Below are 16,632 nucleotides of genomic sequence, written 5' to 3'. Positions count from 1 at the left end.
GGGCCCATAGCTCAGTTGGTTAGAGCAGAGGACTCATAATCCTTTGGTCGTAGGTTCAAGTCCTACTGGGCCCACCATATATTAAATCAGGCTTGTTCGCAGCGATGCGGCAAGCCTTTTTTTATGCAATTTTAGAAATATTATGAACAGTGCAGCGAATAAAAGCTGGTATTTAGCCAAGTAAAATTATCTAAAATATAGACATAAAAAAAACCCTTCACGCTAACTTTTCATAGCCTGAAGGGTTTTTTAATGTGTGGCGCTTTTTAGTAACCGACGGTATAGCTTAAGCCATAAGTCGTGCCTGAGGCGGGTAAACGGTTTAAATCACCAAATGTGGTTTGATGATAGACCGTTAGATAGTCTTTATTAAGCAAGTTATAAACGCCATAGTCTACTCGGCCGACTGGCATGTTTACTTGGCCCAATACATCAAGGGTCATATAACCAGTGACAGGTAAGGCACTAGAGTCAGGGTCTTGTTGTTGGTCTTTAAAAGCCTTGTCATCACCGCCGATTGCCAATGCTTGTAGACGAATATTGCTGCCCTCATCGAAGTTATACTGAGCAAATGCCGTACCTTTTAGCGGTGTTAGACGTACTGCATCGAGCTCTAGCCAATCGCCATCTTTGTCATACTGACCACGGGTATAGGCCACACTACCGCCTACTTGCCATTTGTCACTGATATCATGACTAAGCGACCCTTCTACCCCATAGACACGCTCATCGGTATCGACAACTTCTACGGTATAGCTGTCAGTAAAGCGTACGACTTTGTCTGATTCGTTGTAAAAACCACTCAAGCGTGCTGCTGTACCGCCATGTTTGCCTTGCCAGCCAAACTCGTAGTTATTGGTTGTAATCGGTTGTACGTTGTCTGAATTAACCACGAAACCGGCACGTACATCACGTAGCGCCCGCTGGATATCCGCTGTGGTGAACCCTTGTGAAAAATTAGCAAATATTTGATCATTTGGGGTTAATTGATAGCTAGTACCGAGATTGAACAAGGTTTTGTCGTGGTCTGTGCTGCCTTTTTCTACGTCGCCTGCCTGATAGTCAATGCCATAAGCTGCGCTTGTTCCACTGATAGCAGGGCTATTAAAATACTCTTCAAGCAGCTGCTCATAGATGGGCGTAAAGGTATCAGTCTCCGACTTTAACTTTTGGTAACGCACGCCAGCACTGGTATGCCACTTGTCGGTTATATCTACGTCTGCATTGACAAAAGCACCCCATTTATCAATGGTGGTATCTGGTCCACCGTTATAAGTGAGCCCATTGGTTTGGGCGCTTAAGCCATTACTAGCAAGAAACGTATTTAGGTCTTGACCATAGTAAGTTTGCTCACTGTTTTCGCGCTCGACATCAGCGCCGTAGCTAAACAGCGTCTTTTTACCTGCGATTTCAGTTTCGGTTTGCATGGCTGCTCGCAAACCCATTACTTCGATATCAGCTTCTGACTGAGTGACGACGACTGCACCGCCTAGTAATTTTTTTAGCGTATTCTCATCGGTAAGGCCATTAGCCACCCAGACTTTGCCCGCTTGTTTAGGGAAATCTTTACCAGAAGGATAAAAACGGCCTTTCTCATCTCTATAATAGCTTGTCAAGCTTAAGCTAGAACCTGAGCCTACAAAGTCATCATCGTTATAGCTTAAATTTACTGAGCTTTTTTCGGTATATGGCTCATTTTCTACGTTGGCACCATTAATGGCTTTCAAAGACGGTGGTGCGTCCTTAGGTTTTAGCAAGACCTGTAAGTTATCGCCATAGTCTGGACCGTAGTCGGTGTCTTGTTCATCCTTATAGTAAGTCACTGCAAGATCAAGACGTTGGCTATCAGTGAACTCTACACCCAAGCTACCATTTACACTTAGCGATTCGGTATCTTGTTGATCCGTTTGGTTGGCGTCTGGGCTGATACGATCGCCATGACTATCAAACTTGCCGCCTTTATTATCATAATCAACATCTAAGCGACCATACACTCGCTCGCCGCCATACCCTAAAGTTTGCCCAACGTGATAACCCAATGAATCTGAGTCAAAATCTCGGCTACTACTGATGCCGACTCTGGTCTGTCTGATCGGGCCATACCCTACCAAAGATTTGGTCACAAGGTTAATCAGGCCACCTGCCGCACCAGCACCATAGATACTGGTAGCACCTGAGAGTACTTCTACCCGCTCAAGCTGCGCAGGATCGATACTATTTAGCTCGCGTGATAGGCTACGTGAGCTGCTCAACGGCACACCATTCAACAAGAACTGTACAGGGCGACCGTGCATGGTCGTACCATAGTTACTGGTTGAGCCACTACTGGCACCCAGACTCGGTATCAACTGTGCCAAGATATCACCAGTGGTACGGTCACCCGTTGCCTGCATCTGAATCTCATTTTCAGTAATTACTTGGGTGACTGCTGGCATCTCACTAATTTTCTGTGCCAGCGCCGTGCCCGTTCTGGCTTTGGCCGTGACATTGATAGTATCTAAAGTCACATTGGGCGTCTCATCAGACACAGTACTTGAAGCCAGTTCCGCTGAGGTCTGCGCATTTAATACGGCATCTGCTTCATTGATATTGTTTTGTGCATATAATTGCTGACTAATACAAAGGGTAAGAACAGATAGAGCAACTTGATGATGGCTTTTCATAATTATTTCACTTAGGTTATTTCACTTAGTTGAATAAATAAACATTGGTATGAGTAATATTTAGCTAATAATACTTTGTGTACTAACTTTGTGAATATCATTGTAAATGATAATCGTTTTTATTTCTATATATATCTATATCTTGTTAGCGGTGCTTATTTGTGTTGTTCTCACAGGTATAATTGACTACTTAACCTTTAGTAGTTTCATTAGTCATTGAATAATTTATCTAGCTCATTGTTATGACATGCCTTAAAGAAACGTTAGAGTGCCATCTCATCCTCTCTATGTTTATTTTGACGACCTGATAATAGCTGCTATGCTACATCAACAGATAATATAAATACACCATCACTATCGATAATGGCAATATCGCCTGAACGAATAATCGCTATCTGCTCATCTAAGCGACAGGCCATATTAGCCGCTAGCTTACCTTGTGTTTGGTTACTCTTGAACATAGTCACAGCGCTGATACCCTGCATAAATATAGGAAAGCCCAACTTACTTATAGCCAGTGGGTGAAAAGGACGATTAATTAATAATGCCCATTGCTCTAAGGCGATTAATGCCTGCTGCCAAAAATCAATGATATTTCCGTCTTGATAAGTTAAAGTAAACCTCGATACGGGGTATTTGTTTATGGGGATCGTGGTAATTTGCACGCTGAAGGAATCGTGAATAGTAAAACCACTGCGATGATCACCAGTATTTCTCGGATGGCGCTCGCCGTGCTGTCACTACTACCTACTGCTAATAACTGCGCACCTCGACTGTCTATATAAAGGGTGGACAGCGTGATAAATATAGTAGAGATAATTCGGCGACTGATGTTATTAAGGGCGGCTCCCTCAGTGACTGCTTCTTTGGGTAAGCTGCTAAACCCAACGGTCGTGGTTGGTAGGTATGCTAGACCCACTCCGACGCCTCGCATACTCATAATTAGCATTAATAGCCAAAGCGTGGGCTGATACAAGCACCATGCCAGCATCAAAGTAGACAGCGCACTAATCGCAATTCCTACGATGCCAATACCTCTGGCACCTCGCTTATCTACCATCTTGCCAGCGTAATGGGTAGTGACACTGGCTACGAGCGTCGCGACCATCAGGACAATGCCTGTCCATAAAGCACTCTCGCCCATCACGTCTTGTATCAACACGGGTAATAGCAAGAGACACAGCATCAAACCGACTGTTTGGCTAATGCTAATGATATTACTGTGCAAATAGGTTTTATTACGGAATAAGCGCACGTTCAATAATGGATGTTTCTGCCGCCGCTCATAGGCCCACCAAACCACCGCGGACAGTAAAAATCCGACAGACAATAAACCTAAAGTGGCTATCTTTAATAAGCTGTCACTGCTGAATAATCCACCAGTGAAGTCTATCTTCAGCGTGCTCAGCCAAACCATCATCGCAAGCAGCCAAATAAGCAAACTGACAAACCCGATGGTATCGAAAGGGCTTTTTTTATCATGCGAGCGTATGTCAGGTATTAACCACCACACCATCGCCATGACCGCCGCACTGAGTGGTAACGTAATGGCAAACAGTGTCCACCACACAAACTGCTCAACCAAGTAAGCACCGACCAAAGGGCCAAACGCCAACGACATCATAATAACAATGCCCCATAGCGCCATTACTCTGCCATGCTGCTGCTGCGGATAAATCTGATACAGCATACCAATAGATAGCGGAATGATCAGACCGCCACTCAGTCCTTGTATGGCTCTGGCAATGATGACAAAGCTCATACCATAGGCCAGCATGCCAATGACTGAGCCCAACATAAATCCAAGAATTGCCGCCAAATAAACATGCTTAAAAGGAAATTTTTTGTTTAGGTAGCCGCTGAGCATCAGCCCCACACTCATGGCTAAGACATAAGCATTTAACACCCAGCCGCCCATCACAATGTCGACATCAAACACCGACATAAAAACAGGAATGGCTGGGTTAAGCGCACTATTACTAAAGCTGACAACCGTACCGCCGAGTAATAGTGTCAGTAATACCTGCTGTACTTGTTTGTTGCTCAAGCCATCACTACTACTCTGAGAGGCTTCGTTTATAGGCGACTCATTTGTAGAGGCTTTATTTATAGGTGCATTGCTCATTAAGCAGTGGCACCATAAAATTGGGTGATTGTCGGCATGACTTGCTCCTAGTTATTATTTTGCTAGCCTGCCAAGCGCGTCATCCAATCTAGCTGAAACTTAGTATCGTTATTCTTATTAAAATACTGATCAAATAAGGTTCGATAGACCTCTGCTGAATAAAGCCAAAATTGTCGGCTATCCAATGCTTGCAGACATGAGCTATCTATTTGCTGAGGCTGGCATCTTACGAATGAGCCATAAGAAATATCCACCACCGATAATGGCAGCAATCGTACCGGCAGGCAGTTCATAAGGGAAAATAACATAACGGCCAATCCAATCCGCTATCACCATCACCCCTGCCCCTAAGAGTGCAGCTAGTGGCAATTGCCGTTCAAGCTTCACAGCTCCCAGTGAGGTAGCTAAGTGAGGCACCATTAAACCAATAAAGCTCAATGGACCAACGGCAAGCGTACTGGCCGTACTAAGCGCTGCTACTAATGCCAATAACGACAAAGTCACTGGAGTAACTGCCACACCTAGATTACGCGCCACACCTGTACCTAGTCCAAGGACACGTAAAGGCTTAATCAGCAATAGACTGAGTATAAATAAGATAGCGGCAATACCAATGAGATACCATACTGTACTGGGCTGAGCGCTATAAGTTGTCCCTGACAGCCAGCTGAGCATCGCTTCTAGACGCGGGTCTCCTGAGAGCTTGACCATATGCATCACCCCATCCATCATGGCGGCAATACCAATACCTACTAATAATAAATAACCTGAGCTGACCCTGCGTGCCAGCCAAATAATCAATAGCAGCACAGCCATCGCACCTGAGAGTCCTGAAATCAGCAACGTCCCTGCTCCAGCAGATAGCCCTAAACTTGGTAATAATAAAAACCCTAAAATAACCCCAAGTGCCGCGCCTGAACTGACCCCCAACACCTCAGGACTGGCCATGGGGTTACGCGTTAAAGTTTGTAATAGCACACCAGCGACTGCCAGCATCAAGCCTGTGGCAGCAGCGCTCAAACTACGAGGCAAACGGTACTGCTGCGTGAGCGCCCACTCCGTACTGAGCCCCCACCCATTGATATCTTGCACAAACAGACAAGCCAGCAGGATAAGGGCGAGCACACCAGCGCCCCATCGCCAAAATGCAATGGATATATGCTTACCTGTAAGCATCGGCGTCACTGTCTCTATCCGCGCGCGGCGCTGACGCAAAATCAGCCAAATAATCAACGGTGCACCCAAGATACCTGTCATGGCACCAGCTGGAATTTGCATATCAAGTATTGGCTCAAGCAATAATGCGACATTACTGGTCAACAATAACAGCAGCGCTCCCAACCCAAAGGCTGCGGCCAAACGCTTACCAATAGAAGAAATACCCAGTGCATTGACCAAACTTGCCGCACCAAGACCAATGAATCCAATCAAGCCAACTTCACTAATCACTAAGGCAGTCACTACGGCGACCATCAATACAACAAGTGCGCGAATCCCATTAATAGGTACACCCAGACGTTTTGCCTGCGTATCATCTAGACTCATCAGCGTTAATGGTTTCAATAATGGCAGACATACGACCGCTATCAAAATAGCAGTGATGACTAGCGATATACTGGCATGCCAGCTGTTTTGTGCCAAAAACCCAGCCGCCCACGACAGCATCCCATTACTACGCTCAGCAAAAAATAGCACTAGTACATTGGCTACGGCCGCCAGCAAAATATTGACCACCAAACCGGCCAATATCAAAATCAATGGATTAAATCGACTGGGTGCTGATAAGGTAAATACCAGACCCATACTAATGATAGCCCCTACAAAGGCCACGTAAATTCCGCCATAAATAGCTAAGCTTGGCAAAAATAACGTGACGATGAGCATGGCCAACTGTGCACCCACGCCCACACCTAGCGTCGTATCTGATGCTAGTGGGTTTTTTACCAATTGCTGTAATAAAATACTGACCACGCCTAATAGCCCGCCAGCCAACAACGCCACTACGCTGGTTGCCACTATATGTAGCTGTATCGCCATACTGGCAATATCTAATTGCGAGCTTGGTATCAACAAATCACGAAGTGGGCGCGTCCACTGTTGATCTAGCAGCGCCCAACTACTCCATAATGACAAAGCCGCTAGTCCGATTAGCATGGCCCATAGTCGCCAAGACAAATTGGCAAACAAGGAAGTTTGGGGACTGGGTTGATTCGGTGGCTGATTCAGTGGTGATGACTGTTTCAATGACGTTGATGAGGGTTTTGGAACTATTGCTGCTTGAGAGGCTGATGTCATCGTATGAGCACTGTCGTTATGAGAACTGTCGGTGTGGTTATTGATATTATTGTTTTTGTTGTGAGTGTCTACATTGGCGCTCATAGTACTTCCCCGCCTTTTAATGAAACGTCTGACAAGTTATTTGCTAGGCTAACCAATGATGACATCCCACCATAAATCCATACTGGTGGTAGCTCGCCCACACAGCGGGTATTACCATAACCCAGGCGCTGCCAAATTAAGCTGTCATCAATTTCAGCTCTAGTGATTGGGCTCAGCGGGTCGATAATTAATAGACAAGTCTCATCATCTAATTGCGCCAAATCTCCCATCCGTATCGGCACAAATCCCCAATTATTGCCTTTGCCCAATACCACAAGCTCTCTATCCATCTGCTCTAGCGCAGGCTGAAATAGGCTGTTCGCCACATACATACGCATGTTATTGGCATCCGCAAACTGTACCACTGCGAATTTCTTGGCTTTTGGATAACGCTCCTTGAATTGCTGGCTGGCCAGCTGTATGTCTTTCTGACTTTGTACAATATAGTCCTCAGCCATCTTTGGGTTATCGATCAGTACGCCAAGCTCCCGCGTCGGTTCCGTATAGTCAGCCCACGTTGCCGTCTCTCCTTTGGCAGCAAACATCACAGACTCCGCAGGGACATCGCCGTATAAATTGCGTGCATGCTCATAAAAATAATTATCTATGATCATATCGACAGGCAGTTGAGCGATTAGCTCAGCGTTGGGCTGATAGCGGATGCCTAAGTCTGTGATCGACGTTGGTAGTTTGGGGCTTCCCACCCATCTGTCCCAAACCCTGACATCACCCGTTGCAATTGGCGCATGCCCCATCGCTGTCAAAGTCGCTGCATTACCCCAGTCAGGAGAAACGATATTCATTCTATCGCTGTGACTGTTTTCTGCTTCTGAGGTAGCCGTTGTTTGCGTGGATGGCTGACTATGACAGGCGGTCAATACCAAGCACAATGCGAGGGCGAACCATTTCAATGTTGTCATTACTGATACTGACGTAACTAGTAGATGTTTCGATAATTTATCTGTATAAAAAACGGGAGGCATAAAAGCGTATCTTTGTAGGCGAATTAAAAAGAAGGAGCAGAAACCAGACGTTAAGCGACTGCGACAGGCTGTCCAGTAATAGGATGACTGAGCAGCTGCATATCAACATTAAAGATATCGTGTAGCACGGTAGGTTGCATGGTACTGGCGATATCGCCGTTGTGACATATTTGGCCATTTTTCAGCGCGATGACTCGATCGGCATATTGCGCGGCCAGATTAATATCATGGATAATAATTACCACGCTTAATCCTTGCTCATCCACCAAACGACGAATGAGCTGAATGACCTCGATTTGATAATGCATATCAAGCGCAGCAAGTGGTTCATCGAGCAATAAGTAACGGGTATCCTGTGCCAGACACATCGCGAGCCACGCACGAGCGCGCTCACCACCAGATAGCGTGGCAGTAATTCGATCAGCAAACGCTTCGGTTTGAGTTACTTTTAATGCTTGCGCAACTTTGTCTTTATCTATTTGAGTTGGCTTTTGCAGCCATTTTTGATGGGGATAGCGCCCTAGCATGACCAACTCACGCACCGTGAATCCAGCGGCTTCTGGCAATTGCTGTGGCAGATATGCCATTTGCCGCGCCAGTTCTTTATTGCCGTAGTCATTGATACTGTGCTCATCTAATGTGACATTGCCGCTACTACTTGCCATCTCACCCGCTAGCGCTTTGATCAAGGTCGACTTGCCAGACCCATTATGCCCAACCAAAGCCACCAGTTGATTGGTATCAATCTCACAAGTCACGTTGTCTAATAGAGTATTTCCTTGACGGCTGATAGTCAGCTGGTTTGCACGTAGCATATAAGCACTCATTGTTGATAAAGATAATATGTCATAAAAATGATGGTTCATCGGCCATCGGTTGTAGACCAATTTTTGACGATCAAACCACAATAAAAATTGATTTTACTCGTAAATGATAACAAAAACAATTATCATTAACTATAAACTCATTCACTTTAATTTCAACGCTCTGTTGATTGCGAGTATTTATATGACTAATCTTCTTTTAGCTACTACAGAAAACACCGATAACCAAAACAGCCAATACACTCCCCTAAACGACCCTGAAATAGCAGGTGTGGTCGCGCATATTAATGAAGAGCACCTCGACGAACTGCTTGGATTTTTGAGTGCATTTACCTCATTATCTACCGCCGAATTGGATCTGTTCGATGCGCAAATAACTGATATTTATGCTGAAGGCATTGCCATACAAACTCGTCCAAAAGGCTCAGAGACTCAACTGGTTGGCGCTCACAATAGCTCGCTCTATGACCAGACTTTCTTTATCGCTTTTGCCGCCCCTATCTCCCAGCTTGATGATTTGCAAGCCCAATATATCTTGCTAAAACAAAGAGCAGATAAAAAGCTAGGCAAAAAAACAATCAAACTGACCAAGCAAGTATTTGATGTACAAAGTAGTTATAGAGTCAGCAAAAATATGCTGCGCCTTGAATTGAGCATGCCGTCATTAAATAGTGATACACCATTAAATAATGCCGCTCAATTAAGCGATGTTAAAGGCGCAACAAGCTCGACGTCAGTGCCTACCAACGAAGCGGGTTACGCTTACTTGTTTGATTTAGAGCACAATGCAATGACCGATGCATCAACGACGGACAGTACTGATGGCAATAAAGCTGGTGACTATAAAACTAATGGTAGCGAGAAGGAAAACGTACGCCCTGCTCGTCCTCACTGCTATTACACTTTGAGAAAAGCATGGCAAGCTGATGATGAGATACGAGCATGGGTTGATGTTTTTTTACATGGGGATACGCCGGGCGGCAACTGGGCAGCAGCACTACAAGCAGGCGAGACCGTTGTCACAAAACGAGAGTTTCCAGAAAAGGTAGAGCACTTACGAGACGGTCAAGCGGTACTGATTGTCGACGAGACCTCGATGCCAACGGCAGCACGATTGCTGGAGCTATGGAACAACCCCACGCCACCATTGGTCATTTGTGTGACGCAAGATGCAGCCGATCAAAGCTATTTTGATACGGTAAAAATGCGCAGTGGCATTGATAACATTGGTAATGACAACAGCAATACTGACAGTGACACTAATAATGATTGCGATACTGAAAGCCGCAAGGATAACCACTTTACCGTACTGCCTATAGTAACCAATCAACCAAACTCAGGAGCAGAGTTAGCCACGCTAATTGATAGGAAGTTAGGCGACTATTTGACTGACAATCCTCTACAGATTGATAAAGTTTGGGGGGCGCTAGAAGCAAATACTGCCAAAGCATTGCGCCCATTGCTGAAAGACAGACTTGAGCTAAGTCGTACCGATGTCGTGGTAAAGGTCTACTGGCGTCACGATTAGTTTAGCTTTATAAAATGAAACTCAAAACCTATCCTTATCAAAAATTATCCTATATGTAGTGGATGCTACTGGCGAATCCACTATTAATGTTTGCAGCAACGAATGTTTGTAAGGTATAGTTTTCATTTTGAACGTTTAATCAATATAGACTATAGTTAGATAGCCTTATCACTAGGATTACCAGTGATAGTCGAGTAGCACTTAAAGACTCACTTTTAATAGACTGTCTAACACCAGTGCCAGAATGCACTGTTATTTTTCTAACCCAAGGATGATATATGAAAAAACTTAGGACGCCTGATTCGTATTTTGCTAACTTGCAAGATTACGATTTTGAACCGAACTATTTGATGGTCGATGATACAGAAGGTGGCGAGCTACGCGTACACTACCTTGATGAAGGTCCAAGCGACGCCGACCCTATCTTATTATTACATGGTGAGCCTTCTTGGTCTTATCTGTATCGTAAAGTCATTCCGATACTAACAGCAGCAGGACACCGCGTTATCGCGCCAGACCTTCCTGGGTTTGGACGTTCAGACAAACCTGCATCGCGTACTGACTACACTTATCAGCGCCATGTCGATTGGATGCAATCGGTACTTGATCAATTAGATTTAAAAAATATCACACTGTTTTGTCAAGATTGGGGCGGCTTAATCGGCCTACGTTTAGTAGCAGCGCAACCTGATAAATTCGATCGTGTCGCAGCAGGTAATACAATGCTACCGACCGGGGATCATGATCCGGGCGAAGGCTTTCGCAAGTGGCAGAAGTTCTCTCAGGAGACGCCGAAATTTAATGTAGCAGGCACCATTAAAAGCGGTACTACAACGACATTATCTCAAGCCGTACTGGATGCTTATGATGCGCCCTTCCCTGATGAGTCCTATAAAGAAGGCGCCAGACAGTTTCCTATCCTAGTGCCCACGACACCAGATGATCCTGCTTCAGAAAACAACCGAGCAGCTTGGGTCGTGCTAAGCAAATGGACCAAGCCATTCATTACATTGTTTAGTGATTCCGACCCAGTAACTGGTGGCGGCGATCGCATCATGCAAAAGCTGATTCCTGGTACCAAAGACCAAAATCATACGACTATCACTAACGGTGGTCATTTCCTGCAAGAAGACCAAGGCGAAACATTGGCTGAGCTTCTACTGAAGTTCATCAATGACAATCCAAAAGCACAGTAATAGATAACAAAAACCCTGATCGCTAATGTACTAGCAATCAGGGTTTTTAGTAATACTATAATGATTGGTCAATGATAAAGTGCGCGAGCTGTTAAAACCAAATCATTGGTATTTAATCAAATTGTATTTTATCAAGTAGCATCTTATAAAAAGCAACAGCTTGATCGACAATAAAAAATCTACTTTTTATACAACCCTGCTATACGATATTTTCAAAAATATCATCGATATATTTTTCTACTGCATCATTGTCGTTAGTGACTTGCGCATAAGTCCTGAGACCTATAATTTGAATTTGGAAATAACGCGCCAGTTCAACTGGGTCTTTTTCTGCGCTAATCTCACCGCTATCAATGGCTTGTCCAAAGAGCACGGCAAACGACGCCTCTATACCTTCCAATATATTCGTTGCATGTGCGAGTAGATCTGGACTATCGTTTTGAGTAAGCTCAGCGACTGTCTTGACGATCATGCACATACCACTAGGCGCAGTGGCACTATTACAGACAATCACTGTATGGATAAAATGTTTTAAGCCATCCAGCACTGTGTCTTTTTGCTCAATACAGTCGGCCAATCTCTTGGCACCATCTGCGGCATAGCGATTCAGTGACTCTGTAAACAGTTTGTCTTTACTACCAAAAGCTGCATAAATACTACCTGGGTGCATATTCACCACATCTTGCAAATTGCGCATTGATGTCGCGTGATAGCCTTTCTCCCAATAGAGGTTTTTTGCTTTTTCGATCACATCCTCACGATTGAACTTTATCGGAGCACTCATAATTTTCACCTTAATATCTTTGCCTTAAAATCTATTTTAAGGCAAAGTTTGTAGAATCAACCTTAGTTACTGGTTTTAATCACTTTTTATATTATAAGACTTATTAAGTCTCTTTGCTTCGATTAACTATTTTTATCGATTAACTATTTTTATCAAAGTTTTGCGGATAAAGCGCGCGTGCAGCAACGTCATCAAACTCAGTTTTGAAATCAATACCTTTAGGAATGTCACGGGCTTTTTGTACCGCTGGACGGGCATTAATGCTATCAAACCAGCGCTTTAAATTCGGATAGTTATCCAAGCCGCCTTCGCCTAGTACAACTGTCGCTTTATCAATCCAGCCCCAAGTAGAAATATCAGCGATTGAGTAGCTATCACCAACCATATATTCACGGCCTTCTAAGTGCGTATCTAGCACTTCATAATGACGCTCAGCTTCACGAAGATAGCGGTTAATGGCATATGGGATTTTCTCTGGCGCTTTATGTCTAAAGTGAACAGATTGACCAGAAAAAGGGCCCAATCCAGATGCCACAAACATTAGCCATGACAGCATCTCGCTACGTTCTTCTGGCTGTCCTGCCAGCTTGCCTGTTTTTTCAGAAAGATACATCAAGATAGCTGTAGAATCAAATACGCGTTTGCCATCATCTTCCAGCGCAGGCGTTTTGCCATTTGGGTTGATAGCACGGTACTCAGGTGTATGCTGCTCACCTTTTAGCGTATCTACTGCCACAAGTTCATAAGGTAGCCCAGTTTCTTCAAGAAACAATGCTACTTTCATTGGGTTTGGTGTTTGATGAAAATAAAATTTAAGCATAACTTTATCCTATTATATGAAGACAGTCGTCTGATGACCATCAAATCTAGTGACTATATTAATGGCTATAAAAGCTGTAATGAGATAACAAAAATAGACGTCGAAATTTGAAGCACATTTTTATTGTCTGATATACACTATAACCACAAATGAACGGTCGTTCAAGTAATGTTATATATTGATATAATAAATACAGTATCGATATAACTCTGTTCGTATATAGACTCTTTTACCAACAGTCACCCTCAAAACTCATCCAACCATCTCACCAATTCAAAGGATTAGAAATGACTACATTAACCGTCATCGCCCACATCACAGCAAAGGACGATAGCATCGCTCTCGTAAAGGCTGAACTCGAAAAACTCATACCAGCTACCCGCAGCGAAGAAGGCTGTATTCGTTATGATTTGTTCCAAGATAATGAAAAACCCACTCACTTTATGTTTCATGAAAGTTGGGCCACGCGCGAGCTATGGCAAATACATATGGAAAACCAACATCTAAAAGACTTCTCTGCCGCAACAGAAGGCGCGGTTGAATCATTCGTACTACATGAGATGACTGAAGTTCATTAATCTCGATTCATTCAATCCTTTCAATAAGCTTTGTCCGTAACACTAGAGAAAATAACGTTATTAACGCTAACAATCATTTTTTTACCATTATTTTCTCTTATTACTTACACAGTGTTACCTTATTAAGGTACTGATATTAATAGAATAATATGTATTACGCAGAGGAATGTAATTGAGCCATTACAATTTACTTGAACGATTACTCAAATAATTATTGAGCGATTGCTCAATATCATTTATAGTAGTCTCTATTGACTCGTTGACTAAGCAAAGTTGCTAATTTTGAGTAACTACTCAAGCCAATAATTAAATGTAAATCAGCGATTGCTTTGAAGCGAGCATGAAAACTCTAAAACACACTAAATCTCAAACCTATTATTAGGAATTATGTTATGACCGAATTTACTCTACACGATAAAGACACAGCCCCAGCAGAAAGCAAAGACTTGCTTGATTCTTCTATCAAAGCATTTGGCATGGTACCTAACCTACACGCCGTGATGGCTGAAGCGCCTGGCTTGCTAGAAGGCTACCAACAGCTACATCAACTGTTTTTAGACAGCAGCTTTGATGATGAAGAAACCACTGTGGTATGGCAAACTATCAACGTTGAGCATGCTTGCCATTACTGTGTACCTGCGCATACTGGTATTGCTAAGAGCATGAAAGTAGATGACGCTATCACTGATGCATTACGTGATGAAACGCCACTACCAACTGAAAAATTGGAAGCATTGCGTACCTTCACACTATCTGTAGTCCGTAATCGTGGTAACGTTGATGATAGCGCGGTTCAAGCATTTTTAGATGCAGGCTACACTAAGCGTCAAATTCTTGAAGTTATTCTTGGTGCTGCTCAAAAAGTCATGAGCAACTATACGAACCACCTAGCTAACACACCAGTCGACAAGCCATTTCAGAAATTTGAATGGCACAAAGCTGACTAATATATTTTTCAGCCAACGCTGACACAGTCCATTTGATGTTTTCATACTGTTGTTCGAAACATCTTCGGGCAGCAGTTTTTCATTTTAATTTATCGCTAATGAGAGATCCTATGGAACAGGCAAAAAAACCCTTACAAATAGACATCGTGTCAGACGTTGTATGCCCTTGGTGCGCTATCGGTTATAGCCAATTGGCCGAGGCATTAAAACAAACCAACACGCCGCACGAGATTCACTGGCACCCATTTGAATTAAATCCTAATACGCCGCACGAAGGACGAAACTATCGTGAGCATATTATGGAGAAGTACGGTACGACTGCTGAGGACGTTAAAGAGAACCGAGCTAGAATGACAACAGTAGGTGCAGAAGCTGGATTTAACTTTCAGTTTACCGATGATTTTCGTACCTACAATACCTTTAATGCGCATCAGTTACTGCATTGGGCTGATCAGCAAGGACGTATGCACGACCTAAAACAAGCATTATTCGTTGCGCATTTCGTTGATAATAAAAACGTGGCTGACAGTACCGTACTGGCAGATGTCGCAGCAGATATTGGACTAGATCGTAATGAAGCACTCGCCGTTATCGCAGATCAACGCTATGCCAATGTGATACGTGAAGCCGTACAGCATTCAAAGCAGCAAGGTGTTCAAAGCGTACCATCGGTTATCTTTAATGGTCGTCATCTGGTGAGCGGCGCGCAAGGTGTAGAAAACTACAAAAACATCTTAAAGCAACTAGCAGACATGCCAGAATAAAAACAATAAACTGGATCTGATTTACCAATTACACCCTACTGAGCACAGTATATAAAAAGGTATCATCATTATGTCAAACACTAATCATTACGAGCCACCTAGCGTCTGGACATGGGATGCAGAAAGCGGCGGTAAGTGGGCAAGCGTCAACCGCCCTATCGCTGGCCCAACACATGAAGCAGAACTACCTCGCGGCAAACATCCGTTGCAAATCTACTCAATGGGTACCCCTAATGGTCAAAAAGTCACCATTATGGTCGAAGAATTATTGGCATTAGGTGTGACAGAAGCTGAGTACGACGCGCACCTGATTCAAATTGGTGAAGGCGGACAGTTCTCATCAGGTTTCGTTGAGCTAAATCCAAACTCAAAAATTCCTGTGCTTTTGGATACCGAGACTGGTAGCCGTGTGTTTGAGAGTGGCGCTATTTTGTTTTATCTTGCTGAAAAATTCGGAAAGCTACTGCCTAAAGATGCAGCAGCACGTACTGAAGTGATGAATTGGCTCTTCTGGTTACAAGGCTCTGCTCCTTACTTGGGTGGCGGTTTTGGACATTTTTACTTTTATGCACCAGAAAAGTTTGAGTACCCTATTAATCGATTCACGATGGAAGTAAAACGTCAATTAGATGTACTAGAACGTGAGCTTGCAGAAAATCGCTATCTAGGTGGCGATGAGTATACGATTGCAGATATCGCCACTTGGCCTTGGTATGGCAATCTAATACTAGGCGAAGCATACAATGCAGGAGAGTTCTTACAAGTTGAGACCTATCCAAATGTTCGTCGCTGGGCAACTGAGATTTTAGAGCGTCCTGCTGTGCAACGTGGTCGCAAGGTAAACCGCACTTGGGGTGAGCCTGCTGAGCAATTACACGAACGTCATGATGCCTCAGACTTTGAGCTAAAAACTCAAGATAAACTGGATGCTCAGACAACCGAAGAAGCAAAAAAATAGACGCTTTGTCTATGACTTACTAGCTTACTTAAGTAGTCTTATTAATCGATTTTAAAGGTAATGTTTACTTTTCCTATTACTAC

At 43.8% G+C, this 16,632-nt stretch carries 14 protein-coding genes and 1 tRNA gene; 7 read left to right on the top strand and 8 right to left on the bottom strand.

From position 1 onward, the window contains the following. Positions 1-77: transfer RNA gene (locus ACTXGF_RS19340), tRNA-Ile, on the top strand. Between the two features lie 189 nt (positions 78-266). On the opposite strand, the gene ACTXGF_RS19335 is transcribed toward ACTXGF_RS19340, so the two are convergent. From ACTXGF_RS19335 to ACTXGF_RS19310, 6 genes are all read right to left on the bottom strand, one after another. Then, the gene (locus tag ACTXGF_RS19335) at positions 267-2,663 is read right to left on the bottom strand and encodes a TonB-dependent receptor (RefSeq protein WP_443534152.1); all 2,397 of its coding nucleotides are present in this window, start codon (positions 2,661-2,663) and stop codon (positions 267-269) included. A 317-nt stretch (positions 2,664-2,980) separates the two neighbouring features. Beyond that, positions 2,981-3,328 (bottom strand): RraA family protein, encoded by a 348-nt coding sequence (locus ACTXGF_RS19330; protein ID WP_443534150.1) that lies wholly within the window; start codon positions 3,326-3,328, stop codon positions 2,981-2,983. Next, positions 3,304-4,788, bottom strand: coding sequence for an MFS transporter (locus ACTXGF_RS19325; RefSeq protein ID WP_443534148.1), 1,485 nt, complete (start codon positions 4,786-4,788; stop codon positions 3,304-3,306). Before ACTXGF_RS19325 ends, ACTXGF_RS19330 begins: the two co-directional genes overlap by 25 nt. Positions 4,789-4,989: 201 nt before the next feature. Further along, positions 4,990-7,167, bottom strand: a complete 2,178-nt coding sequence (gene fhuB, locus ACTXGF_RS19320) for a Fe(3+)-hydroxamate ABC transporter permease FhuB (RefSeq protein ID WP_443534146.1) — start codon at positions 7,165-7,167, stop codon at positions 4,990-4,992. Then, positions 7,164-8,087 (bottom strand): ABC transporter substrate-binding protein, encoded by a 924-nt coding sequence (locus tag ACTXGF_RS19315; protein WP_443534144.1) that lies wholly within the window; start codon positions 8,085-8,087, stop codon positions 7,164-7,166. The genes fhuB and ACTXGF_RS19315 overlap by 4 nt, the downstream gene beginning before the upstream one ends. Positions 8,088-8,200: 113 nt before the next feature. Beyond that, positions 8,201-8,965 carry an ABC transporter ATP-binding protein gene (locus tag ACTXGF_RS19310; RefSeq protein ID WP_443534143.1) on the bottom strand — a complete coding sequence of 255 codons (765 nt, stop codon included), beginning with the start codon at positions 8,963-8,965 and terminating at the stop codon, positions 8,201-8,203. 193 nt (positions 8,966-9,158) lie between these two features. On the opposite strand from ACTXGF_RS19310, the gene ACTXGF_RS19305 reads away from it, so the two are divergent. Then, complete coding sequence (locus ACTXGF_RS19305) at positions 9,159-10,502, top strand: SIP domain-containing protein (RefSeq protein WP_443534141.1); 1,344 nt, start codon at positions 9,159-9,161, stop codon at positions 10,500-10,502. A 278-nt stretch (positions 10,503-10,780) separates the two neighbouring features. After that, positions 10,781-11,698: a haloalkane dehalogenase gene (locus ACTXGF_RS19300; protein ID WP_443534139.1), complete on the top strand. Its 918-nt coding sequence runs from the start codon at positions 10,781-10,783 to the stop codon at positions 11,696-11,698. Between the two features lie 199 nt (positions 11,699-11,897). Here ACTXGF_RS19300 and ACTXGF_RS19295 read toward each other — a convergent pair whose 3' ends face one another. Further along, a complete protein-coding gene (locus ACTXGF_RS19295) occupies positions 11,898-12,482 on the bottom strand; it encodes a TetR/AcrR family transcriptional regulator (RefSeq protein WP_443534137.1) in 585 nt (194 codons plus the stop codon). A 139-nt stretch (positions 12,483-12,621) separates the two neighbouring features. Beyond that, entirely contained in the window at positions 12,622-13,302 is a 681-nt protein-coding gene (locus ACTXGF_RS19290; protein WP_443534135.1) for a glutathione S-transferase family protein, read from the bottom strand. 287 nt (positions 13,303-13,589) lie between these two features. On the opposite strand from ACTXGF_RS19290, the gene ACTXGF_RS19285 reads away from it, so the two are divergent. The 4 genes from ACTXGF_RS19285 to yghU all read left to right on the top strand — a co-directional run bounded on the left by ACTXGF_RS19285 (position 13,590) and on the right by yghU (position 16,549). After that, positions 13,590-13,880 carry a putative quinol monooxygenase gene (locus tag ACTXGF_RS19285; protein ID WP_443534133.1) on the top strand — a complete coding sequence of 97 codons (291 nt, stop codon included), beginning with the start codon at positions 13,590-13,592 and terminating at the stop codon, positions 13,878-13,880. Between the two features lie 392 nt (positions 13,881-14,272). Then, positions 14,273-14,827 carry a carboxymuconolactone decarboxylase family protein gene (locus tag ACTXGF_RS19280; RefSeq protein WP_101205249.1) on the top strand — a complete coding sequence of 185 codons (555 nt, stop codon included), beginning with the start codon at positions 14,273-14,275 and terminating at the stop codon, positions 14,825-14,827. 110 nt (positions 14,828-14,937) lie between these two features. Then, positions 14,938-15,591, top strand: coding sequence for a DsbA family oxidoreductase (locus ACTXGF_RS19275; RefSeq protein ID WP_443534131.1), 654 nt, complete (start codon positions 14,938-14,940; stop codon positions 15,589-15,591). 70 nt (positions 15,592-15,661) lie between these two features. Then, entirely contained in the window at positions 15,662-16,549 is an 888-nt protein-coding gene (gene yghU, locus ACTXGF_RS19270) for a glutathione-dependent disulfide-bond oxidoreductase (RefSeq protein ID WP_443534129.1), read from the top strand. Positions 16,550-16,632: the final 83 nt, after the last annotated feature.

This window comes from Psychrobacter sp. 1Y6 (genome assembly GCF_052258385.2).
Lineage (GTDB): Bacteria > Pseudomonadota > Gammaproteobacteria > Pseudomonadales > Moraxellaceae > Psychrobacter.
Note: the sequence above shows the minus strand (reverse complement) of the source record. Positions and strands in the feature narration are given on the sequence as shown.

Excerpts from the sequence above, each read along its gene's own strand:
- ACTXGF_RS19285 (WP_443534133.1), top strand. The coding sequence starts at position 13,590 with ATGACTACATTAACCGTCATCGCCCACATCACAGCAAAGGACGATAGC.
- fhuB (WP_443534146.1), bottom strand. The coding sequence starts at position 7,167 with ATGAGCGCCAATGTAGACACTCACAACAAAAACAATAATATCAATAAC.
- ACTXGF_RS19300 (WP_443534139.1), top strand. The coding sequence starts at position 10,781 with ATGAAAAAACTTAGGACGCCTGATTCGTATTTTGCTAACTTGCAAGAT.
- ACTXGF_RS19275 (WP_443534131.1), top strand. The coding sequence starts at position 14,938 with ATGGAACAGGCAAAAAAACCCTTACAAATAGACATCGTGTCAGACGTT.
- ACTXGF_RS19325 (WP_443534148.1), bottom strand. The coding sequence starts at position 4,788 with ATGAGCAATGCACCTATAAATAAAGCCTCTACAAATGAGTCGCCTATA.
- ACTXGF_RS19295 (WP_443534137.1), bottom strand. The coding sequence starts at position 12,482 with ATGAGTGCTCCGATAAAGTTCAATCGTGAGGATGTGATCGAAAAAGCA.
- ACTXGF_RS19280 (WP_101205249.1), top strand. The coding sequence starts at position 14,273 with ATGACCGAATTTACTCTACACGATAAAGACACAGCCCCAGCAGAAAGC.
- yghU (WP_443534129.1), top strand. The coding sequence starts at position 15,662 with ATGTCAAACACTAATCATTACGAGCCACCTAGCGTCTGGACATGGGAT.
- ACTXGF_RS19335 (WP_443534152.1), bottom strand. The coding sequence starts at position 2,663 with ATGAAAAGCCATCATCAAGTTGCTCTATCTGTTCTTACCCTTTGTATT.
- ACTXGF_RS19290 (WP_443534135.1), bottom strand. The coding sequence starts at position 13,302 with ATGCTTAAATTTTATTTTCATCAAACACCAAACCCAATGAAAGTAGCA.
- ACTXGF_RS19305 (WP_443534141.1), top strand. The coding sequence starts at position 9,159 with ATGACTAATCTTCTTTTAGCTACTACAGAAAACACCGATAACCAAAAC.
- ACTXGF_RS19310 (WP_443534143.1), bottom strand. The coding sequence starts at position 8,965 with ATGCTACGTGCAAACCAGCTGACTATCAGCCGTCAAGGAAATACTCTA.
- ACTXGF_RS19315 (WP_443534144.1), bottom strand. The coding sequence starts at position 8,087 with ATGACAACATTGAAATGGTTCGCCCTCGCATTGTGCTTGGTATTGACC.